This window comes from Streptomyces sp. NPDC043896, assembly GCF_056435605.1.
The window spans coordinates 149,814-171,202 of sequence record NZ_JBWKEE010000005.1 but is presented as its reverse complement, the minus strand read 5'-3'; the positions used below and the strand labels follow the sequence as shown (position 1 = coordinate 171,202).

At 71.5% G+C, this 21,389-nt stretch carries 21 protein-coding genes and 1 pseudogene; 7 read left to right on the top strand and 15 right to left on the bottom strand.

What is annotated here, in order from left to right; all coding sequences use genetic code 11:
• Window positions 1–99 precede the first annotated feature (99 nt).
• A complete protein-coding gene (locus tag AC069X_RS09130; protein WP_478726652.1) occupies window positions 100–639 on the bottom strand; it encodes an RNA 2'-phosphotransferase in 540 nt (179 codons plus the stop codon).
• 133 nt (window positions 640–772) lie between these two features.
• On the opposite strand from AC069X_RS09130, the gene AC069X_RS09125 reads away from it, so the two are divergent.
• Window positions 773–1,561, top strand: coding sequence for an aquaporin (locus AC069X_RS09125; RefSeq protein WP_478726650.1), 789 nt, complete (start codon window positions 773–775; stop codon window positions 1,559–1,561).
• A 115-nt stretch (window positions 1,562–1,676) separates the two neighbouring features.
• Here AC069X_RS09125 and AC069X_RS09120 read toward each other — a convergent pair whose 3' ends face one another.
• Genes AC069X_RS09120 through AC069X_RS09105 form a run of 4 tightly spaced genes read right to left on the bottom strand, consistent with a single transcriptional unit; the run spans window position 1,677 to window position 5,410 of the window.
• Complete coding sequence (locus AC069X_RS09120; RefSeq protein WP_478726648.1) at window positions 1,677–2,591, bottom strand: MerR family transcriptional regulator; 915 nt, start codon at window positions 2,589–2,591, stop codon at window positions 1,677–1,679.
• A 10-nt stretch (window positions 2,592–2,601) separates the two neighbouring features.
• Entirely contained in the window at window positions 2,602–2,766 is a 165-nt protein-coding gene (locus AC069X_RS09115) for a hypothetical protein (RefSeq protein ID WP_478726646.1), read from the bottom strand.
• Window positions 2,763–4,544 (bottom strand): SDR family oxidoreductase, encoded by a 1,782-nt coding sequence (locus AC069X_RS09110; protein ID WP_478726644.1) that lies wholly within the window; start codon window positions 4,542–4,544, stop codon window positions 2,763–2,765. The genes AC069X_RS09115 and AC069X_RS09110 overlap by 4 nt, the downstream gene beginning before the upstream one ends.
• Window positions 4,541–5,410, bottom strand: coding sequence for a M24 family metallopeptidase (locus AC069X_RS09105; RefSeq protein WP_478726642.1), 870 nt, complete (start codon window positions 5,408–5,410; stop codon window positions 4,541–4,543). The genes AC069X_RS09110 and AC069X_RS09105 overlap by 4 nt, the downstream gene beginning before the upstream one ends.
• A 323-nt stretch (window positions 5,411–5,733) precedes the next feature.
• Between AC069X_RS09105 and AC069X_RS09100 the strand changes: the two genes are divergently transcribed.
• From AC069X_RS09100 to AC069X_RS09080, 5 genes are all read left to right on the top strand, one after another.
• The gene (locus tag AC069X_RS09100) at window positions 5,734–6,723 is read left to right on the top strand and encodes an ABC transporter ATP-binding protein (protein WP_478726640.1); all 990 of its coding nucleotides are present in this window, start codon (window positions 5,734–5,736) and stop codon (window positions 6,721–6,723) included.
• Entirely contained in the window at window positions 6,713–7,600 is an 888-nt protein-coding gene (locus AC069X_RS09095; RefSeq protein ID WP_478726638.1) for an ABC transporter permease subunit, read from the top strand. Before AC069X_RS09100 ends, AC069X_RS09095 begins: the two co-directional genes overlap by 11 nt.
• A 49-nt stretch (window positions 7,601–7,649) precedes the next feature.
• On the top strand, window positions 7,650–8,561 hold the full coding sequence (locus AC069X_RS09090; protein WP_478726636.1) for an ABC transporter ATP-binding protein: 912 nt from the start codon (window positions 7,650–7,652) through the stop codon (window positions 8,559–8,561).
• Between the two features lie 14 nt (window positions 8,562–8,575).
• Window positions 8,576–9,295: an ABC transporter permease gene (locus tag AC069X_RS09085; RefSeq protein ID WP_478726634.1), complete on the top strand. Its 720-nt coding sequence runs from the start codon at window positions 8,576–8,578 to the stop codon at window positions 9,293–9,295.
• 85 nt (window positions 9,296–9,380) lie between these two features.
• Window positions 9,381–10,052, top strand: coding sequence for a rhomboid-like protein (locus tag AC069X_RS09080; RefSeq protein WP_478726632.1), 672 nt, complete (start codon window positions 9,381–9,383; stop codon window positions 10,050–10,052).
• Between the two features lie 53 nt (window positions 10,053–10,105).
• On the opposite strand, the pseudogene AC069X_RS09075 reads toward AC069X_RS09080, so the two are convergent.
• The 10 genes and pseudogenes from AC069X_RS09075 to AC069X_RS09030 all read right to left on the bottom strand — a co-directional run.
• A pseudogene (locus tag AC069X_RS09075) lies at window positions 10,106–10,300 on the bottom strand (response regulator transcription factor); the annotation flags it as partial.
• Between the two features lie 228 nt (window positions 10,301–10,528).
• On the bottom strand, window positions 10,529–11,341 hold the full coding sequence (locus AC069X_RS09070; RefSeq protein ID WP_478726630.1) for an HAD family hydrolase: 813 nt from the start codon (window positions 11,339–11,341) through the stop codon (window positions 10,529–10,531).
• Window positions 11,338–12,615 carry a serine--tRNA ligase gene (gene serS, locus AC069X_RS09065; RefSeq protein ID WP_478726628.1) on the bottom strand — a complete coding sequence of 426 codons (1,278 nt, stop codon included), beginning with the start codon at window positions 12,613–12,615 and terminating at the stop codon, window positions 11,338–11,340. The genes AC069X_RS09070 and serS overlap by 4 nt, the downstream gene beginning before the upstream one ends.
• 560 nt (window positions 12,616–13,175) lie before the next feature.
• A complete protein-coding gene (pheA, locus tag AC069X_RS09060) occupies window positions 13,176–14,111 on the bottom strand; it encodes a prephenate dehydratase (RefSeq protein ID WP_478726626.1) in 936 nt (311 codons plus the stop codon).
• Window positions 14,112–14,153: 42 nt separating this feature from the next.
• Window positions 14,154–15,437: an iron uptake transporter deferrochelatase/peroxidase subunit gene (gene efeB, locus AC069X_RS09055; protein ID WP_478726624.1), complete on the bottom strand. Its 1,284-nt coding sequence runs from the start codon at window positions 15,435–15,437 to the stop codon at window positions 14,154–14,156.
• 5 nt (window positions 15,438–15,442) lie between these two features.
• Window positions 15,443–17,578, bottom strand: a complete 2,136-nt coding sequence (locus AC069X_RS09050) for a copper resistance CopC/CopD family protein (RefSeq protein ID WP_478726622.1) — start codon at window positions 17,576–17,578, stop codon at window positions 15,443–15,445.
• 22 nt (window positions 17,579–17,600) lie between these two features.
• Window positions 17,601–18,071, bottom strand: a complete 471-nt coding sequence (locus tag AC069X_RS09045) for a copper chaperone PCu(A)C (RefSeq protein ID WP_478726620.1) — start codon at window positions 18,069–18,071, stop codon at window positions 17,601–17,603.
• Window positions 18,068–18,721, bottom strand: coding sequence for an SCO family protein (locus tag AC069X_RS09040; protein ID WP_478726618.1), 654 nt, complete (start codon window positions 18,719–18,721; stop codon window positions 18,068–18,070). Before AC069X_RS09040 ends, AC069X_RS09045 begins: the two co-directional genes overlap by 4 nt.
• A 78-nt stretch (window positions 18,722–18,799) precedes the next feature.
• A complete protein-coding gene (locus tag AC069X_RS09035) occupies window positions 18,800–19,528 on the bottom strand; it encodes a YcnI family copper-binding membrane protein (RefSeq protein ID WP_478726616.1) in 729 nt (242 codons plus the stop codon).
• 111 nt (window positions 19,529–19,639) lie between these two features.
• Window positions 19,640–20,455 carry a hypothetical protein gene (locus AC069X_RS09030; protein WP_478726614.1) on the bottom strand — a complete coding sequence of 272 codons (816 nt, stop codon included), beginning with the start codon at window positions 20,453–20,455 and terminating at the stop codon, window positions 19,640–19,642.
• Between the two features lie 370 nt (window positions 20,456–20,825).
• On the opposite strand from AC069X_RS09030, the gene AC069X_RS09025 reads away from it, so the two are divergent.
• Window positions 20,826–21,329 (top strand): ATP-binding protein, encoded by a 504-nt coding sequence (locus tag AC069X_RS09025; protein ID WP_478726612.1) that lies wholly within the window; start codon window positions 20,826–20,828, stop codon window positions 21,327–21,329.
• Window positions 21,330–21,389 lie beyond the last annotated feature (60 nt).

Below are 21,389 nucleotides of genomic sequence, written 5' to 3'. Positions count from 1 at the left end.
GAGGTACCCCCCTCACTGATGCCGGAACGAGGAACAGAGTAGGTGGATGATCCGACAATCACTCCGTGAATTCCGCCTCGTCCGGCGGGCCGCGGCCCGCTACTGGAAGCAGAGGAATTCCGGCGGTACGGCGTCCGCCAGCCATACGCCGTTGGCGCTGACCCGGAACACGTGCCCGGCGGCGTGCATCGCGACGGCGTCCACGGCGAGGACCACCGGCCGGCCCCGGCGCGCGCCCACCCGGGTCGCCGTCTCGCGGTCGGGCGACAGGTGCACGTGGTGACGGGCCATGGGGCGCAGGCCCTCGGCGCGGATCGATTCCAGAGCGGCGGCGACGGTGCCGTGGTAGAGGTACGCGGGCGGTACGGCCGCCGGCAGGCCCAGGTCCACCGCGACGGTGTGCCCCTGGCTGGCCCGGATGCGGGTGCCGTCGACGGCGAAGCGCTGCTTGTCGTTGGCCGCGACCACGTGGTCGAGCTCGGCCCGGCTGAAGGGGAATCCGTGGTCGGCCGCGGCCCGCAGGAGGTCGTCGATCTCCACCCAGCCCTGGGGGTCGAGCACCAGTCCGATCCGATCCGGCTGGTGCCGCAGGTGTTTCGAGACGTATTTGGACACCTTCACGGTGCGTCGGTCATCCATGTGCCCAGCTTGACGGCTCGCGGGCGTCGCGGGCAGTGATTTTCCACCGCTCGGACGGGGTGACCTCCCTCTATCGCTTTTCCAAGATACGGAATACATTTTCCGCATCACGACTTATCCAGAGGGAGAAACTATGACAAATAAGGCCTCACTGCTTCGGCGTGTGGCTGCCGAGCTCATCGGTACCGCAGGCCTGCTCGTGGTGGTGATCGGCTCGGGCATTCAGGCGGCGAACCTCAGTCGCGACACAGGGGTCGCCCTCGTCGCCAATTCGCTCGCCTCGGCGATCGGCCTCGGCCTGATCATCACCCTCTTCGGCCCCCTCTCCGGTGCCCACCTCAACCCGGTCGTCACCCTCACCGCCTGGTGGGCGCGGCGCACCGGAGGCGAGGGGCTCGACGCGCGGGAGGCCTTCGCCTACATCGCCGCCCAGACCACGGGCGCCATCGGCGGCGCCGTCCTGGCGGAGACCATGTTCGGCCGTACCCCCGGGACCTTCTCCACCCAGGTCCGGGACGGCGGCCACCTGCTCATCGGCGAGATCGTCGCCACCGCCGGACTGGTCCTGGTCATCCAGGGGCTCGGCCGGATCGGCCGGCCCAGGCTGATCCCCGCCGCGGTCGCCGCGTACATCGCCGCCGCGATCTGGTTCACCTCGTCGGGGTCCTTCGCCAACCCGGCGGGCACCATCGGGCGCGCCTTCAGTGACTCCTTCACCGGCATCGCCCCGCAGTCGCTGCCCGGATTCGTCGGCGCGCAGCTGCTCGGCGGCGTACTGGGCCTCGCCCTGGCCGTACTCCTCTACGGCCGCCAGCACCACGACCGCACCACCACTGCTGCCTCGGGCTCCGGGCAGCCGGAGGCGGAGGCCGGGGTGGCCGATAACCCCCGTACGGGCACGGCGTTCGAGGCAGTCGTCTAGCCGGACACCCCTGTTGCCCACAGGCGGACGGGAGTTGTCCACAGCCGTTTCGGAGGGTTTCGGCGACGTCTGAGCGATTCGCCCTGGGGACCCCCTGTGGACTACCGATCGAGCATTACCGGCCGCCGCGGCTCGCCAGATCGTTCATCGTCCGGGCCTGGAGCTCCCGCTCCGTCGCGGCCCGGACGAACTCCGCCACGTGCTCCGGCCCCACCAGCTCCTGTACCGCCCGCACCGTACCGGCGGGCAGGGACACCGGGGCCGGGCCCGCCGGCTGCGCCGCGCCGGGGGCGCCCAGGTGGCGCTGGAGGTGCCGGGTCGCGAAGAGCCGCATCGCCCGCGCCAGCTCGGCGTCCACCGTCTGCTGGGCCAGGGGCCGCAGCCTGCGCACCATCGTCGCCGCCTCCGCCGCGTCCGCGTCCGTAGGCGGCACCTGCCCGAGGTAGCGGGCGAAGACGTGCTCGGTGGTGAACTCCAGGAAACGCGAGGCGATGTGCTCCACCTGCCCGCGCAGTTCGCGCAGGTGACCGGTGATCGCCCCCAGCGGCACCCCGGCCGCGTACAGCTCGGCCGCGACCGCCAACTCCTGCGGCGAGGGCACGAGGAACTCGTCCGGACGCCCGGGGATCCGCTCCAGCACCCCCAGCTCGCAGGCCTCGTCCACAGCGTCGTCGTCGGGCAGGCCGCCGAACCGCGCGTTGAGGTCCTCCCGGCTGATCCGGTCGGCCTCCTCGTCGGTCCAGGGCCCGTGCACTTCCGCGACCAGGCCCAGTACGCCGCCCAGCCCGCGCCCCGCGTCCCAGGCCTCCAGCAGTTCCTTGATCGAGGCCAGGGTGTAGCCGCGGTCCAGCAGGTCCGCGATCTGGCGCAGCCGCGCCAGATGCGTGTCCCGGTAGACGTTGGACCGGCCCCGGCGCTCCGGCTTCGGCAGCAGGCCGCGGTCCTGGTACGCCCGGATCGTGCGCACCGTCGCCCCGCTGTGATGGGCCAGATCCTCGATCCGGTACTCGGCTACCGCCTGATCGGACAATCCCGGCTCCCTACGACATGGCGGCTCGGCCGACCGCGCCCGCCGCGGTCCGGGCGGCAGGAGACGCCGCCAGGTACTCGTCCGCCTTGAGCAGCGAGCCCTCCTGCCAGGGATGGTACGACCGCGCGCAGGAGCCGGGTATGGCCGTGCCGGGCACACCGCGGGCCGGGCTCACAGCCGGGGCTCCAGCCGCGCGATCCGGCGCAGGGTGTTCGGCGCGAAGCGGGACATCCACAGGGCGGCCTTGGACTCAGGGGTCACCGGGACCACGGCCCTGTTCTTCACCACGGCGAGCAGGATGGCGTCCGCGACCTTCTCCGGCGGGAAGTTGCGCAGTCCGTACAGCCGGGAGGAGCGCTCCTGGCGGCGCTTCTCCTCGGCGGCGTCCACACCCGCGAACCTGGAGGTGGCGGTGATGTTGGTGTTGACGATGCCCGGGCAGATCGCCGAGACCCCGATCGACCGGGACGCCAGCTCCGCGCGCAGGCACTCGCTCAGCATCAGGACCGCGGCCTTGGAGGTGCTGTACGCGGGCAGCGTCCTGGACGGGAGATAGGCGGCGGCGGAGGCGGTGTTGACGATGTGGCCGCCCTGTCCGCGCTCGGCCATCTGCTTCCCGAAGATCCGGCAGCCGTGGACGACCCCCCACAGGTTGACGTCCAGGACCTTCTTCCAGTCCTCGGAGCCGGTCTCCAGGAAGGGGCCCGACAGACCGATCCCGGCGTTGTTGACCAGCACGTCGACGATCCCGTACTCGGCGGCCACCTTCGCCGCGAGCTTCTCCATCGCCTGCTCGTCGCTGACGTCGACGCACTCGCCCCAGGCCTCCTGCGCGCCCACCAGTCGCGCCATCTCGGCCGTACGGGCCGCGCCCTCGCCGTCCCGGTCCACGGCCACGACCCGGGCCCCGGCCTCGGCGAACGCGAACGCGGTGGCCCGCCCGATCCCGCTCGCGGCGCCCGTGACCAGCACCAGCTGACCGCCGAACCGGTCCGCGTACCGGCCCGGGGCCCGCTGCTCCGGGGCCCGCGGGGCCGGCTCCTCCCGGGCCGTGACGAAGTCCGCGATCCACGCCGCCACCTGGTCCGGCCGGGTCCTGGGGATCCAGTGCTTCGCCGGCAGGGTCCGCCGCACCAGGTCCGGGGCCCAGCGCTCCAGGCCGTCGTAGAGCCTCTCGGAGAGGAAGGCGTCCCCGGTCGGGACGATCAGCTGCACCGGTACGTGCGCGTACGCGTCTGCGCGGGGCCGGCTCATCCGGGCCCGTACGTTGTCGCGGTAGAGCCAGGCGCCGTGCGCCGCGTCGGAGGGCAGCGAGGCGGTCGGGTACGCGCCGGCCGGGACGCCCTCGTGCCGGGCGAGGATCCCCGGCCAGCGCTTGCCGAGCGGCCCGCGCCAGGCCAGCTCCGGCAGCACCGGGGTGTGCAGCATGCCGACGTACCAGGACTTGGCGCCCTGGCCCAGCAGCTGGGCGGTCCGGCGCGGCGTGGGCCGCGCCATCCGCTGCTTGATCCAGTGCCCGAAGTGGTCGAGGGAGGGCCCGGACATGGAGGTGAAGGAGGCGATCCGGCCCTCGGTGCGGGCGACCGTCGCGAACTCCCAACCCTGGACGGATCCCCAGTCGTGGCCGACCAGGTGCACCGGACGGTCCGGACTGACCGCGTCCGCCACGGCCAGGAAGTCGTCGGTCAGCTTCTCCAGGGTGAACCCCCCGCGCAGCGGCACCGGAGCCGAGGAGCGCCCGTGGCCGCGTACGTCGTACAGCACCACGTGGAAGCGGTCCGCGAGCCTCTCGGCGACCTCCGACCAGACCTCCTTGCTGTCCGGGTAGCCGTGCACCAGGAGCACGGTCGGCCGGTCCGCGTCACCCAGCTCGACGACGCACAGCTCGATCCCGCCGGTGCTCACCCGGCGCTCGCGCGCACCCTCCAGAGCCGTCCCGCTGATCCCGCTCATGCCGCCCTCTCCTCAGCCCAGCGCCGCACGTGCGGCAGGTCGTCGTCCAGCCAGAACGCGCTCTCCTCGGGATCCCGGGAATCGGTGACGACCAGGATCTCCTCGAACTTCGCGCCAGTGCCCCGGAAACCCAGGTGCGGTTCCACCGCCCACAGGCCGGGCCGCGGCGGGTGGTCGGAGAAGTGGTACGGACTCCACAGCGGTGACCAGCCCTCCCGGTGCCCGTGCAGGGCGTCGGAGGCCAGCCCCTTGAGGGACTGGGTTCCGAAGCCGAACGCCGTCGGGGACCAGCGGCGTTCCTTGACCCGGTCTATCTTGTGCGCGATGACGCCGAAGGGGTAGGCGCGGTGCCGGTTCGCGTACCCCTGGCGGGTCATCAGCCGCTCGACGTTCTCGTAGATCTCCCGCAGCGGCCGCCGCTCGCGCACCTGCTCCAGGATCAGGTCCCGGTGCGGGCGCAGGTCGGACATCAGCCGGTCCTGCACCGGGTTCAGGCCGAGGCTGCCGGAGTAGCCGATGTCGGCCGCGTATCCCCGGTACACCGGCGCCATGTCGAGGATGAACGGCATCCCCGGCTCCAGCCGCCGCGAGGTCGGGAAGAACTGGAGGGGGATCTTGAAGTTCGTGAAGGCCGTGCGGTCCCCGAACCAGGCGAAGGGCAGGTGGAACCAGTCCCGCACCCCGCGCTCGCGCAGCCAGTCGCGCTGCATCCGGGCCGCCTCGCGCTCGGTCACGCCCGGGCGCAGCTGTGCCGCCACGGTCTCGGCGCACTCGTACGCGAGCCGCTGGACCTCTCTGAAGCCGCGCAGCGCGGCGGAGAGCTGCCCGGAGTCGTGCGCGGTGCGCTGCTTGGTGTCCCCAGTCATGCCGGCCGTCCGTCCCTGTAGCCAAACGCTCCCGAAACCTGCCACTGATGAATGTGACAATGACCGGAGATGGCGTCAAGGCCCGTGCACGGACCTGTGGACAAACTTCGCCGAGACTCGCGGCGACCGCGCCGCGTCCCTCTCTGCGTTCCTCTCCGCGACCGCGCCGGGTCCCTCTCCGCGAGCTCGCCGCGTCCCTGCCGCGGCCCCCGCCGCACCGTGCCGCATCAGCCTCCCGTCAGGGTCCGTAGTCCTCAAGGCTGATATTCGATCCCGCTCCAGGTCTGACGATCGGCGGCCCCCGCGGTACTAACGTCGAAGCCGTGACTGTCATCGCGACCGAAAGCCTGAGCAAGCGGTACCCCCGAGTGACCGCCCTCGACCGGCTCTCCCTGGACATCGGGCCCGGCGTGACCGGCCTCGTGGGCGCCAACGGAGCCGGCAAGTCCACGCTGATCAAGATCCTGCTCGGACTGTCCCCCGCCACCGAGGGCAGCGCCGCCGTGCTCGGGCTGGACGTCGCCACGCATGGCAGCGCCATCCGTGAGCGGGTCGGCTACATGCCCGAGCACGACGCCCTGCCGCCCGACGTCTCGGCCACCGAGTTCGTCGTCCACATGGCGCGCATGTCCGGGCTCCCGCCGACCGCCGCCCGCGAGCGGACCGCCGACACGCTGCGCCACGTCGGGCTCTACGAGGAGCGCTACCGCCCCATCGGCGGCTACTCCACCGGCATGAAGCAGCGCGTCAAGCTCGCCCAGGCGCTGGTCCACGACCCGCAGCTGGTCCTCCTGGACGAGCCGACCAACGGCCTCGACCCGGTCGGCCGCGACGAGATGCTCGGCCTGATCCGCCGTGTCTACACCGACTTCGGCATCTCGGTCCTGGTCACCTCCCACCTCCTCGGCGAGCTGGAGCGGACCTGCGACCACGTGGTGGTCGTCGACGGCGGCAAGCTGCTGCGCTCCAGCTCGACGAGCGACTTCACGCAGACCACGGCCACCCTGGCCGTCGAGGTCACCGACTCCGACGCGTACCCGGACGGCACGGCCGCCCTGCGCAAGGCGCTCACCGCGGCGGGCATCACCCTCCACGCGGCCGAGGAACAGGGCCTGCCCGGCGCCGGCCACATCCTCCTCGTCGAGGCCACCGGCGAGGACACGTACGACACCGTCCGCGACACCGTCGCCGACCTCGGTCTCGGCCTGGTCCGCATGGAACAGCGCCGCCACCACATCGCCGAGGTCTTCCGTGACAACGGCCGGCCCTCGCCCACCGCCCACCCGAAGGGAGCCGGCCCCGATGGCGCCTGAGACCTCGACCCAGATCCACAACATCGGCTACCGGTCCTACGACGGACCCCGGCTCGGCCGCGGCTACGCCCGTACCTCGCTCTTCTCGCAGTCCCTGCGGGGTGCGTACGGGCTCGGCCGCTCCGCCAAGTCCAAGGTGCTGCCGATGATCCTCTTCGCGGTGATGTGCGTCCCCGCGCTGATCATCGTCGCGGTGGCCATCGCCGTCCCCGGCTCCAGCGACCTGCCGATCAAGTACACGACGTACGCCCTCACCACCCAGGTGATCATCGGTCTCTACCTCGCCTCGCAGGCGCCCCAGTCGGTCTCGCGCGACCTGCGCTTCAAGACGGTGCCGCTGTACTTCTCGCGGCCCATCGAGCGGGTCGACTACGTCGTGGCCAAGTACGCGGCCATGGCCTCCGCGCTCTTCATCCTCACCGCCACCCCGCTGCTGATCATGTGGATCGGCTCGCTGCTGGCGAAGTTCGACTTCGGTCACCAGACAAAGGGATTCGGGCAGGGACTGGTGTCGGTACTTCTGCTGTCGCTGCTCTTCGCCGGCCTCGGCCTGGTGATGGCCGCCCTCACCCCGCGCCGCGGGTTCGGCGTGGCCGCCGTCATCGCCATGCTGCTCATCCCCTACGGCGCCGTCTCCACCATCCAGGCCGTCGCCTACTCCACCGGGAACACCGGCGCCATCGAGTGGATGGGCCTCTTCTCCCCGATCTCCCTGATCGACGGAGTCCAGACCGCCTTCCTCGGCGCCACCTCCGCCTTCCCGGGCGGCGATGGTCCCTCCGCCGCCACCGGCGTGGTGTACCTGCTCGTCGTACTCGGCCTCATCGTCGGCTCCTACGCCGCCCTGATGGCCCGCTACCGGAAGGCCGGGCTGTGACCTCCCACCCGTCGCCCACCACCACCCCTCTAAGGAATGGGCCGCGCCCATGACCATCATCGACATCGACCACACCTCCCGCTGGTTCGGGAACGTCGTCGCCGTCAACGACGTGACCATGCGCATCGGTCCCGGCGTCACGGGACTCCTCGGCCCCAACGGCGCCGGCAAGTCCACCCTCATCAACATGATGGGCGGCTTCCTCGCCCCCTCCACGGGCACCGTCACCCTCGACGGAGCGCCGATCTGGCGCAACGAGCAGGTCTACAAGCAGATCGGCGTGGTCCCCGAGCGCGAGGCCATGTACGACTTCCTCACCGGCCGGGAGTTCGTCGTCGCCAACGCCGAACTGCACGGGCTCGACGACGCGGCGGCCCAGCGGGCCCTCGCCACCGTCGAGATGGAGTACGCCCAGGACCGCAAGATCGCCACCTACTCCAAGGGCATGCGCCAGCGAGTGAAGATGGCCTCCGCCCTGGTCCACGAGCCGTCCGTGCTCCTCCTCGACGAGCCGTTCAACGGCATGGACCCGCGCCAGCGCATGCAGCTCATGGACCTGCTGCGGCGGATGGGCGACGAGGGCCGCACCGTCCTCTTCTCCTCCCACATCCTGGAGGAGGTCGAGCAGCTCGCCTCCCACATCGAGGTGGTCGTCGCCGGCCGGCACGCCGCCTCCGGCGACTTCCGCAAGATCCGCCGCCTGATGACGGACCGCCCGCACCGCTACCTCGTCCGCTCCTCCGACGACCGGGCCCTCGCCGCGGCCTTGATCGCCGACCCGTCCACCGCCGGGATCGAGGTCGACCTCAAGGAAGGCGCGCTGCGCATCCAGGCCGTCGACTTCGGGCGCTTCACCGAGCTGCTGCCGCGCGTCGCCCGCGCGCACGGCATCCGGCTGCTGACGGTCTCCCCCTCCGACGAGTCCCTCGAGTCGGTCTTCTCCTACCTCGTCGCGGCCTGAAGGAGCTGGCACCCATGTACAACCCCACCGTCGCCCGGCTCACCTACCGGGCCCTGCTCGGCCGGCGCCGCGCGCTGATCCTCTTCGCGCTCCCCGCGCTGCTGATCGTCATCGCCCTCGCCGTCCGCTTCTTCACAGGTGTGGACGACAAGGTGGCCGCCGACCTCCTCGGCGGCTTCGCCCTGGCGACGATGGTCCCGCTGATCGGCGTCATCGCCGGCACCGGCGCCATCGGACCCGAGATCGACGACGGCTCGATCGTCTACCTGCTCTCGAAGCCGGTGAAGCGCCCGACGATCATCATGACCAAGCTGATCGTCGCGATCGCGGTCACGATGGCCTTCTCCGCGATCCCCACCCTGATCGCGGGATTCATCCTCAACGGCAACGGCCAGCAGATCGCCACGGCCTACACCGTCGCCGCCCTCGTCGCCTCGGTCGCCTACAGCGCCCTGTTCCTGCTGCTGGGCACCGTCAGCCGGCACGCGGTCGTCTTCGGTCTCGTCTACGCCCTGATCTGGGAGTCCCTCTTCGGCAGCCTCGTCTCCGGAGCCAAGACCCTCAGCGTCCAGCAGTGGGCCCTGGCCCTGGCCGAGAAGATCGCCGGAGAGGGATACGTCGACTCCAGCGTCGGCCTGCCCACCGCGGTGGCCCTGCTCCTCGTGGTCACCGTCGGCGCGACCGTGTACGCCGGCCAGAAGCTGCGCCGGCTCACCCTCGCCGGCGAGGAGTAGGAGCCCCGACCAGCGCGTCGGCCCCCGTGCCCCGCCCGGCCCACCGGCCGGGCGGGGCACTGCCGTGCGCGGCATCATCGGGTGCATGATCGAGCATTCCGAGCCCGAGCCGTCCAGGCCGCTGAGGTCCTGGATACGCTCCGCGCCCGGCACGCACATATGGCTGCTGATCGTCGCCGTGACCAGCATCGTCGTCGCGATCGCCCCGGACCGGCTCGATCACCTGCTGCTCCACCGCAACAGCAGCAACATCCACCAGCTGGACAGGTATCCCGTCCGGGCACTCCTGAGCAGCGCCTTCTGGATCGAGAACCCGGCCTCCCTCGCCCTCTACGCGGTGCTCTTCGAGTTCTTCCACGCTCCCGTCGAGCGCTGGCTCGGCACCGTCCGCTGGCTGCTGATCGTCGCGACCGCCCATGTCGTCGCCACCCTTGTCAGCCAGAAGGTCCTGCTGATGGCCATCGAGGACAACCGCGCACCGCACAGCATGACCCACGTCGTCGACATCGGCGTCAGCTACGGACTCGCGGCCTCCATGGGCGTGCTGACCTACCGGCTCCCCGGGCCCTGGAGATGGTTCTACCTTGCCGGAGTGGTCTGCTTCTTCGGCCTCCCGCTCCTCACCGGGGGCAGTTTCACCGACCTCGGCCACGCGATCTCCCTCGCCGTCGGACTCCTCGCCTGGCCGCTGACCCTGCACCCGGACCCGCATGGCCACCGGCGGGCGGCCGATGTTTCACGTGAAACACGAGCCTGACGGACCGGCCCGGGAGCTGGACCCCGTCTCCTGCAACCGGGCCTGATACCGAGTTACTCGGGGCCGGCCACGCCGTGCTCCCAGGCCCACGCCGCGATCCCCACCCGGTTCCGGGCCCCCACCTTGGCCCGCACGTTCGCGATGTGCGTCTTGGCCGTGCCGGCGGTGATGAACAGCTCCGCCCCGATCTCGGCGTACGTACAGCCCCGGGCCACCAGCCGCACGATCTCCAGCTCGCGTCCCGTCAGCGCCTGTCCCGCGACAGCGCGACCGGCCCCGGTCCTCGACGTCCAGCACCCTGCCCTGCTGGCGGCGCCGCCGGATCCACGGCTGAGGGCGGAAAATCGCTGGTAAGGCCCGTGCGGCCGGGGCACAGTGAGTGGTGCGGGGAGTAACAAAAGGTCCGGGACGGCCACTTCGAGCGCGCCTCGCGGCGCGGGCCGTCCCGGACCTCTCGTACGTCCGGTCCCGATGTACTACGCGGCGCCGAGCAGGCGCTCCAGCACCACCGCGATGCCGTCCTCCTGGTTGGAGGTCGTCACCTCGTCCGCGACCGCCTTCAGCTCCGCGTGGGCGTTGGCCATGGCGACGCCGTGCGCGGCCCAGCCGAACATGGGGATGTCGTTCGGCATGTCGCCGAAGGCGATCGTCTCGGCCGCCTTGACCTTCAGCCGCCGGGCGGCGAGCGAGAGGCCGGTGGCCTTGCTCAGGCCCAGCGGAAGGATCTCCACTATCCCGGGGCCCGCCATGACGATGTCGACGAGGTTGCCGACGAGCGCCCGCGCCACCTTGACGAGCTCGTCCTCACCCATCCCCGGGTGCTGGATGTACAGCTTGTTCAGCGGCGCCGTCCAGACCTCGGCGGTGTCCTCCAGGTAGAGCGCCGGCAGGCCCTCCTGCACCTGGTAGCCGGGGCCGAAGAGGACCTCGCCATCCACCCCGTCCCGGCTGGCGGCCAGCGCCAGCGGGCCCACCTCGGCTTCGAGCTTCGACAGCGCCAGGCCGGCGAGCTGCCGGTCCAGCGTCACCGAGGTCAGAAGCCGGTGCGCCCCCGCGTCGTAGACCTGGGCACCCTGCCCGCACACGGCGATCCCGCGGTAGCCGAGGTCGTCCAGCACGTGCCGGGTCCAGGGCACGGCACGGCCGGTGACGACGATGTGCGCCGCGCCCGCCGCGGTGGCCGCGGCGAGCGCTTCGCGGGTGCGCTCCGAGACGGTGTCGTCGGCACGCAGCAGGGTGCCGTCGAGGTCCGTCGCGACGAGCTTGTACGGGAACGGAGCGGGGCTCACTTGGCGATCGGCTCCAGGACCTCGCGGCCGCCCAGGTAGGGGCGGAGCACCGGGGGCACCCGCACCGAGCCGTCGGCCTGCTGGTGGTTCTCCAGGATGGCGACGATGGTGCGCGGGACGGCGCACAGGGTGCCGTTCAGCGTGGACAGAGGAGCGGTCTTCTTGCCGTCGCGGTAGCGGATCGCCAGGCGGCGGGCCTGGAAGCCGTCACAGTTCGAGGCGGAGGTCAGCTCGCGGTACTTGCCCTGGGTCGGGATCCAGGCCTCGCAGTCGAACTTGCGGGAGGCGGAGGCGCCCAGGTCGCCGGTCGCGACGTCGATGACCTGGAACGGCAGCTCCAGGCTGGTCAGCCACTGCTTCTCCCATTCCAGGAGCCGCTTGTGCTCGGCCTCGGCGTCCTCCGGAGCGACGTACGAGAACATCTCGACCTTGTCGAACTGGTGGACGCGGAAGATGCCGCGGGTGTCCTTGCCGTACGTGCCGGCCTCACGGCGGAAGCACGGGGAGAAGCCGGCGTACCGCAGGGGCAGCTTCTCGCCGTCGATGATCTCGTCCATGTGGTACGCGGCGAGCGGGACCTCGGAGGTGCCGACCAGGTAGTAGTCGTCCTTCTCCAGGTGGTAGACGTTCTCCGCGGCCTGGCCCAGGAAGCCGGTGCCCTCCATGGCGCGTGGGCGGACCAGCGCGGGGGTCAGCATCGGGATGAAGCCGGCCTCGGTGGCCTGCGCGATCGCCGCGTTCACCAGGGCGAGTTCGAGCAGGGCGCCGACACCGGTGAGGTAGTAGAAGCGCGAGCCCGACACCTTGGCGCCGCGCTCGACGTCGATGGCGCCCAGCAGCTCGCCGAGCTCCAGGTGGTCCTTGGGCTCGAAGCCCTCGGCGCCGAAGTCGCGGATCGTGCCGTGCGTCTCGAGGACGGTGAAGTCCTCCTCGCCGCCGACCGGGACGTCCTCGTGGACGATGTTGCCGAGCTTGAGCAGGAGCTCCTTGGCGGCCTCGTCGGCCGCGTTCTGCTCGGCTTCGGCGGCCTTGACGTCCTGCTTGAGCTGCTCGGCCTTGGCGAGCAGCTCGGCCCGCTCCTCCGGGGAAGCCTTGGGGATGAGCTTGCCGAGCGACTTCTGCTCGTTGCGCAGTTCGTCGAAGCGCATGCCGGAGGACCTGCGGCGCTCGTCGGCGGAGAGCAGTGCGTCGACGAGCTCGACGTCCTCTCCACGGGCGCGCTGCGAGGCGCGGACACGGTCAGGGTCTTCACGGAGCAGCCGAAGGTCAATCACCCCTCCAGGCTACCGGGCTGGGCTTCCTGGGCTCACACCGATATCACGCTGCGTGTCGCTATGTCCCAATTGGGGTGAATGCAAAACACTTGCCCGGTGCTTGTCGCGCGCTTGTCCGGCGGCTGGATCCGGCCTGTGCGGACCGGCCGATAAAACCGCCCGCTTTCTCCGAAAAGGGGCACAGCGGCGGGCGGTGCGCAGGTCCTGATCAGGGCCGGAGGGTGGCGCGAGGGCAGTCCTTGTCCACAGGAATTCGTCGGGGCGCATGCTTATCCACAGGCTGTGTGCCGGATCTGTGGACATCGAATTAGATCAATAGGGGTCGGGGACCGCTCTGGGCCGATCAGGGTTCAAACCACCCTCACACACTCATTCGGGTGGGAATGGCTCGCTCCAAAGAGTTGATCGGCGATACGGGGGTGACGCCGTTCACCTGCTGCTCCCCAGCGCGAAACCTGGGCCACCGGGCCGATATGTCGACCTTGTCGTGCCGCCCTGTCGACTTGTCCCCAGGTCCCCATCTCGCCCTGTGGATAACTCTGTGGACAGTGGACGGAGGACTACGCCCGGCCGTCGAGGCAGCGCGTCAGCCAGTCGGAGGCCTCGGTGAAGTCCCCGTCGGAGGTTCCCGGCCGCGCGGCCCGTACCTCACTCAGCGCGACACCCGCCCTCGGGTAGGAGCCGAGGAAGCGGACCTGGGGGCAGGTGCGCTTCAGCCCCATCAGGGCCTCACTGACGCGGCGGTCGGAGATGTGGCCCTCGGCGTCCACGGCGAAGCAGTAGTTGCCGATTCCCTCGCCCGTCGGGCGGGACTGGATCAGCATCAGGTTCACCCCGCGGACGGCGAACTCCTGGAGGAGCTCCAGCAGGGCGCCGGGATGGTCGTCGCCGAGCCACAGGACCACGGAGGTCTTGTCGGCGCCGGTGGGCGCGGCCGGCCGGGCGGGCCGCCCGACGAGCACGAAGCGGGTCTCGGCGTTCTGCGCGTCGTGGATCTCGGTGACCAGCGCCTCCAGCCCGTAGGTGGCGGCGGCGAACTCACCCGCGAAGGCGGCGTCGAACCGGCCCTCCTGCACCAGCCGGGCACCGTCGGCGTTCGAGGCCGCCGACTCCCACACGGCGTCGGGCAGGTGCGTCCGCAGCCAGTTGCGCACCTGCGGCTGGGCGACGGGATGCCCGGTGACGGTCTTGATGTCGGACAGCTTGGTCCCTGGCCGCACCAGCAGCGCGAACGCGATGGGCAGCAGCACCTCGCGGTAGATCATCAGCGGCTCGCCGGAGGCCAGCTCGTCGAGCGTGGCGGTGACACCGCCCTCCACCGAGTTCTCGATCGGCACCAGCGCCGCCGCCGCCTCGCCGTTGCGCACGGCGTCCAGGGCGGCCGGGACCGAGACCATCGGGACGAGTTCCCGGGTGGCGGCCTCCGGCAGCGTGCGCAGGGCGGCTTCGGTGAAAGTGCCCTCGGGACCGAGATACGTGAAGCGGGTGGCCGACATGCGGTCAGCCTAACGCCGGGCCACCCGCCGCCGTGGCGCTGTTCACCCTTCGAGCAGGCGCTGCCCGACGTACTCCCCGTCGCGCGGCCCGGGCGGGACGGCGTACAGGCCGCTCGCCTCGTGCCGGATGAACTCCGACAGGGCGTCGCCGCGGTCGAGCTTGCGCTGGACCGGGACGAACCCGCGCAGCGGGTCGGCCTGCCAGCAGATGAAGAGGAGGCCGGCGTCGGGCGTGCCGTCGGGGCCGATCCCGTCGTGGTAGGAGAAGGGCCTGCGGAGCATGGCGGCCCCGCCGTTCTGCGCGGGGGCCGAGATCCGGGCGTGGGCATTGGACGGGATGACCGGCTTCCCGTCGGGGCCGAGCTTGTCCAGGGCCATCGCGGTCTTCTCGTCGCCGCCCGTCAGCGGTGCCCCGGTGGCCTTCGTCCGGCCGATGACCTGCTCCTGCCGGGCGAGGGACTGCTTGTCCCAGTCGTCGAGCAGCATGCGGATCCGGCGGACGACGGCGTACGAGCCGCCGCCCATCCAAGCGTGCTCGGCGGGCCCGGGCCCGGTGGCCGGAACGAAGATCCGCTTGTCGAAGTCCGGGTCCTTGGGCCGGGGGTTCCCGGTGCCGTCGACCTGGCCCATCAGGTTGCGGGCGGTCATGGGCGAGGCCGTCGCACCGGGGGACCGGTTGAAGCCGTTCATCTGCCAGCGCACGCGGGCGGCCTCCCCCGCGTCCTTCTGCACGGCGCGCAGGGCGTGGAAGGCGACGAGCGCGTCGTCGGCCCCGATCTGGACCCACAGGTCACCGTTGCCGCGCTGCGGGTCGAGCCGGTCCGAGGAGAAGTCGGGCAGCGGGTCGAGGGCCACCGGGCGCCGGGCGGTGAGGCCCGTGCGTTCGAAGAAGGAGTGCCCGAAGCCGAAGGTGAGGGTGAGCGACGACGGTCCCGCGTCCAGGGCGATCCCGCTGTCGGCGGTCGGCGCGGTCTCGCCCGCCATGAGCCGACGGGCGGTGTCGGACCAGCGGCGGAGCAGGGCGGCGGCCTCCTTGCGCCCGGCGCCGGGCGCGAGGTCGAAGGCGAGGACGTGCCCCTTGGCCTGGAGCGGTTGGGTGATTCCGGCCTGGTGGTCCCCGTGGAAGGCGACCTGGGTGGCGCCGAGGGAGGCGAGGGACCCGGCGGCTCCGGGGGAGCCGGCCGGGGAGTCGGAGACCGCTGACTGCACGAGTGCGCCGCCGGTGGCGCCGAGTGCGAGCCCGGCGGCGCCCGCGGCGCCGACGGTGCCCAGCAGGTGGCGCCGGGAGATCTCGATGTCGGGGTTGCTCCCGGTGCTGTCGGTCACGCTGTTCAGCCGATCTTCACGTTCTTCTGGACGGTCGTCTGGTCGATGTCGGAGGTGCGCACGGTCACGTCGATGCGCCATTCGCCCGCGAGCGGCAGCTGGACCCCGGACGCGGTCCAGTGTCCGGCAGAGGCCCGGTCCGGGGCGAGCGGCAGCGGGCCGATCTCCTTGGCCGGGAGGGTGAAGGAGATCTTCACCTCGGGGAGGTCGAGGGGCTTGCCGTCGGGGCCGTCCGCCCACAGGTGGAGCGTGTTGGCGCCGACCCGGCCCGGGTCGAGCTCCAGCCGGACGTTGCCCTTGCCGTTCTGGCCGCCGGTGTCGAAGGGCAGGGTGATCTTGACGGGCCGGTTGGGTACGGCGGTGGCCGCCGCTCCGCCCCGGCCGGCCTCCTGCTCCACGGCCCGCCCGGGCTCGGTACTGGTCAGGACGGTGGTGACGGCCAGCAGGACCACGGCCACACCGGCCTCGGCGAGTACGGAGCGGCGCAGCCCGGCACGGCCCGGATCGGCGTCGCGGACACGGGTCTCGCGGGCCTTCTCGCGGGCCGCGCGCTGCCGGGCGAGCTGGGCGGCACGCTTGGCGTCGGCGGGCTCGTCGGCCGCCTCGGCCTCGGTGGTCTCGTCGTCGGCCGCCTCGGCCTCGGTGGTCTCGTCGTCGGCGGATCCGGGGGCAGCGGTCTCCGTGGAGGTGGCTTCCGTGGAGGTGGCCTTCGTGGAGGTGGCCTTCGTGGAGGTGGCCGAGTCTGGCTCCGCCGAACCGGCCTCCGTCGATGTTTCACGTGAAACATCGGCTCCCGCGAGCACCTTCGCAGGCTCCTCGGCCCGGACCTCCCCGAGCCGGGCGGTCCACTTCCGGGAGAGGTAGGCAATGCCGACGAGGACGGCGACGAGGGCGACCTTGATGAGCAGCAGCCTGCCGTAGCTGGTGCCGGTGAGGGCCGACCAGCTGCCGACCTGGCGCCAGGACTGGTAGATGCCGGTGACGGTCAGGACGAGGACGCTGACGAAGGCGACGCGGGAGAAACGCCGGACCGCTTCCCGCTCGATGTCCGGCACCTTGTGCAGGGCGACCAGCAGCGCGGTGAGCCCGCCGAGCCAGGTGGCCACGGCCAGCAGGTGCAGGATGTCGGCCGGCATCGCGATCGCGGGCTGGATGCCGGTGGAGGCGTGCTCGGACAGGGCCCAGGTGGCGGCGATGCCACCCGCCACCACGGTGCCGCCGATACCGAGGCCGAAGGCCAGGTCGCTCGTCTCCTTCTTGTTCTCCGTGAGCTCCTCGGAGTCTTCGGCCCCGTCCGCCGGATCGGTCGCGGCCTTCTGGCGGCGTGCGTAGGCGCCGAAGAGCACGGCGATGAAGAGCGCGGCCGCACCGAGCAGGAGCAGCCGGGAGAGGAAGGAGGCGCCGGTCTTGGTGTCCAGGACGGCCTGGAGCCCGTCGAGGTCGAAGGCGTCGGCGAACTTCCCCGAGCCGGTGTACGGGGTGCGCAGCACCAGCATCGCCAGGGTCGCCGCGGTGAGGGTCACCCAGCCGCGCACGACCAGCTTCTGCAGCGGGCGCTCGGCGGAGCCGCGGCGCCAGCAGATCAGGATGAAGGCGGCACCGCCGACGAGGACGGTGAACCCGGCGTAGGCGGCGTAGCGGGCGATGCCGTACGCGATGCCGACGGGGCCGCCGCCCACCTGCTGGTCGGGAAGGGCGACGGTGGTCGCCGAGGGGGCGCCGACGGAGAAGGTGAAGGCGCCGGAGATGGGGTGGCTGTCGGCGGAGACGGCCTGCCAGGCGACGGTGTAGGTGCCGTTGGGCAGGCCCGGGTGCAGGGCGGTGCCGTAGCGGATGGTCGATCCGCTGCACATGTCCCGCAGCTCGCCGGTGTCGACGCGGTTGCCCTGGGGGTCCATCACGCGGATGGAGTCGTCACCCATGGCGACCTGCTCCGAGAAGGAGAGGGTGACCTGGGCGGGCGCCGTGGCGACCACCGCCCCTTCCTGGGGGTCGCTCGCCGTGAGTGCCGCGTGTGCCGTGGCCGGGGCGGCCGCGGTGAACAGGGTCGCGAGCAGGGCTGCGAGAACCAGCGCGAGGCGCGGCAGCAGTGCCGTGGCGCGGGCGCGGTCCGGAGAAGGAGCGGGGGCGGTGGCCGTCATGGCGTGTCAGTTCCTCGGTCCGTCAGTGGGAGGTGGAGTTCTGCGCGTTGTACGTCCGTTCCTTGACGTCCAGCTCGACCTTGACCGGATCGGCCTTCTCGAAGCGCAGCTCGATGGTGACCTTGTCGCCGACCTTCGGCTGGTTCTTGAGCCCCATGAACATGATGTGGTTGCCGCCGCGCTCGAGCTTGAGTTCTCCATTGGCGGGCACGTCCATCGACTGGACCTGCTGCATCTTCTGGTCCTTGGTCTCGTGGATCTGGAGGTCGTCCGAGAGCGCGCTGGTGACGGAGAGCAGCTTGTCTGCGGTCTTCGAGTCGTTCTTGATGACCATGAAAGCGCCGGCCATCTTGTCGTTGACCGGCTGGGGCATGAAGGCCCCGCTGACGGTCATCTTCGGCGTGGACGACTCGTCGGAGGAGCAGCCGGATATGGCGAGCGCTGCCGTCAGGGAGAGGGCGGCGGCGATGGTGCGGGTGGTGCGGGCGTTCACGGGTTCTCTCCCTTGATGATCTTCGGCAGGTCCTTGGTGTAGTCGTCGACGGTCGTGCCCTCGCCGTAGAGGACGTAGCCCTCGTCGGTCTTGGGCGAGAACGCGATGACCTGGGCCCCGTGCATGGAGACGACGGTGCCGTCGGCCTCCTTCTTGGGGGCCTCGATACCGATGCCGAGAGATCGGGCTGCGGCCTGGATGGTGGCGAAGTCCCCGGTCAGTCCGGTGAAGGACGGGTCCTGGGCCCTGAGCCACGCGCCGAGGGAGTCGGGGGTGTCACGTTCCGGATCGGTCGTGACGAAGACGACCTGGAGCTTGTCCTGGTCTTCCTTGGGGAGCGCCTTCTTGGCGACGGCGATGTTGCTCATCGTCAGGGGGCACACGTCGGGGCAGTTGGTGTAGCCGAAGTAGATGAGCGTCGGCCGGCCCTTGGTCTGCTCCCGCAGGTTCCACGGCTTGCCGGTGGTGTCCGTGAGGACGAGCTCCGGCTTGTCGAAGGGGCGGTCGAGGACGGTCGCGGTTCCGGCCTTCTTCTGGCCGGTGATCTGGGTGACCGAACCGGTGTTCTTCTCGGTCTCACCGCCACAGGCGGTGAGGGCGAGCGCGGTCGCCACCGCGAGGGCGGCGACCGTCACACGTGTGGTGCGCATGAGGAAATGTCCCTGGGATCGGGGATGGTGCGGATGTCGTGGATCGACGGTGCGGCGACGGGCCCGGGGCCCGCCGTGTCAGGAGGCGCGGCGGCGCGAGGCGATGCCGAAGGCGACGCCGGCGAGGCCGACGACGATGCCCACGATGCCGAGCGTGCGGGCGGTCGTGTCGGAGGCGCTCTTGGCGGCCTCGTCGTGGCCGCCCTTCTCGGCGTCCTTGTCGCCGCTCTTGGCCGCGTCGGCGGCGGGCTTGGCGGCGCTGTCGTTGTGGCCGTCGTTCTTGGCGGCGGTCAGCTTCAGTACGGGCGCCGGCGTCTGCGGCTCCGCGGCGCCTTCCTTGGCCTCTTCGATCCAGCGGACGACCTCGTTGTTGTCGTACGTCTGGATCGCCTTGAAGACCATCTTGTCGGCGTTGTCGGGAAGCTTGCCGACGGCGACCGGGAACTGCTGGAACTTGCCGGGCTCGATCTTGCCGCCGGTCCAGGTCACCTTGGTGACGACCTCGTTGATCTGCTTGCCGTGCACGGTCAGCGGCTTGTCGAGCTTGGTCTTCTCGACGGTGGACGTCCAGCCGGGCAGTTCCTGCGGCATGACGGACGTGAGCGGCTGGTCGGCCGGGAAGTTGACCTCGAGCTGGGTGGTCGAGGCGTTGTCCCGCTCGTTGGGGACCTTGAAGTTGATCGTCGCGTAGCCGCCCTTGGGGGCCTCGCCGGGCTGCACGCTGACGTGCGCGAAGGCGGTACCGGACAGGGCGAGCACGGTGCCGGCGGCGAGGGCGGCGGCGAAGGAGACGCGCGAGGTCTTCATGGCAGAAACACTCCACGGAAGCAGGGGTGACAGTGGCTCCGCACACGGGCGCGCGCGGAGGTCGCGGCACCGGTGCTCCCGCCGGGTGTTCCGGGGAGTGGGGGTGCCGCGTCAGGCTGCGAGGACGAGCGAGGACGCCGGCGGACCACGCCGGATCACGGAGTGCAGCAGCGAGTCCCGGCCGGTCGGGGCGACGGGCGCGGCAGTGCTCCGGCGGGCCCGGGGGCCGCGCGCGGGAGCGCCGGGGAGTCCGGCCGCGAGGGCCCGTACGAAGGCCAGCGCGGTACGCAGCGGTCGTACGGGGTCGGCTTCGGAGGAGAGCCGGGACAGTTCGACGAGCCGGAACAGCGCGGCGTCGCCCCGGGCCAGCAGCCAGCCCGCCGCCAGCGCGGCCAGCAGGTGGCCGATCAGCATGGCCGGGGTGAACAGGCCGGTCGCCGGTGCCGCGGTGCCCCCCGCCAGGTGGGCGTGGGCCGAGTGGCCCTGCGCGGCGGCCTGCGCGGCCAGGGCGGCCGGGTCCAGTCCGGCGGCCTCCAGGACCTGTCGGGCGTCGGCCGCGCTCAGCGGCACGGAGTTGCCCCCGCAGACCAGCTGGGCGGCGAGTGCCGCGAGCGAGGCCTCGGCGCCTCCGTCGGGTGCCTGGGCGGCGTCGGCGCCGTGCTGGCCGAGACCGAACAGCGTGTGCAGCCCGAGCTGTCCGGCGGCGAGTCCGGCGGCGATGCCGGGCAGCGGGCGCCGGCGCCCCGCGAGGGGGGCGGCGACCGCGAAGACGGCGACGAAGGCCAGCGCCAGGGCCCACCACGGCACGGTCGCGCAGGAGGCCACGGCGTGGCCGGCTGCGGACAGCACGACACAGACCGCGGTGAACACCGCGGCCCGGGTCATCCGGAGACCTGCTCCGGCGCGTGTCGTGTGGGTGGCAGTCATGGCCGGGCCATCATCGCACTGCGCTTAGGCCCTGCCTACGGCAGGTGCTGGAGGGACCCTTGGGTTCCGGTCGCCGGTCCGGGCCCGGTCGGTGTCCGGTTCGCGCCGTATCGGTGCGCGCCGTATCGGTGCGCGGTCAGCTCCGCACCGCCCGCGGGCCGTGCGCTGACGGCGGACCGGCGGGCCGCTGAGCAGGTCCTGACCGGGCGGGTCCGTCCGTCGGGGGCGTCCGGGCGGATGCCGCCGGGAGCGGTCGGCGGGTCCCGGCGGCCTGCGTACACCTGCGGGCGCGCACCGCACATCGGCCGAATGAGGGCTGTGCCGGCCGTCGGGGGCTTACGGCTCGGTGCGGGCGGCAATAGGTATCCGTATGAGCATCTGGTGGTCTCTCCACTTGAGGCGCGAAGCCGCGAGCGTGCCGCTCGCCAGGCGGCTGCTGCTGGGGACGATGGAGACCGCGGGGGTGGACCCGGACATCTGCCACGACCTGTCGGTGGCGCTGAGCGAGGCCTGCGCGAACGCGGTCGAGCACGGCGGACGCGGCGTCCGGCCCGCCTCCGACGCCGGCACGGGCCTCCGCGGGGCCTCCGCCGGAGGTGACGCCGACGGCACCGAGGAGTACTACGTCACGGCCTATCTGGACGGGGACCACTGCCGCATCGAGGTGGCCGATTCGGGCCCGGGTTTCCCGCCCTCGACGGTCGCCCGCCCCAGATCCGCCGGATCCTGCCTGGCCGAGAGCGGCCGGGGCCTGCACCTGATCGAGCAGCTCTCCGACCACGTCCGCTTCCGCAACCGGCCCGGCCGCGGGGCGGTGGTGAGCTTCGACAAGACCCTGAAGTGGCGTGATGACGCCCTGCTCAAGGTCTCGTAGGGCGACGGGTGGCCACGGAGAACGACGGAGGGCGGGAACCGCATCCGGTTCCCGCCCTCC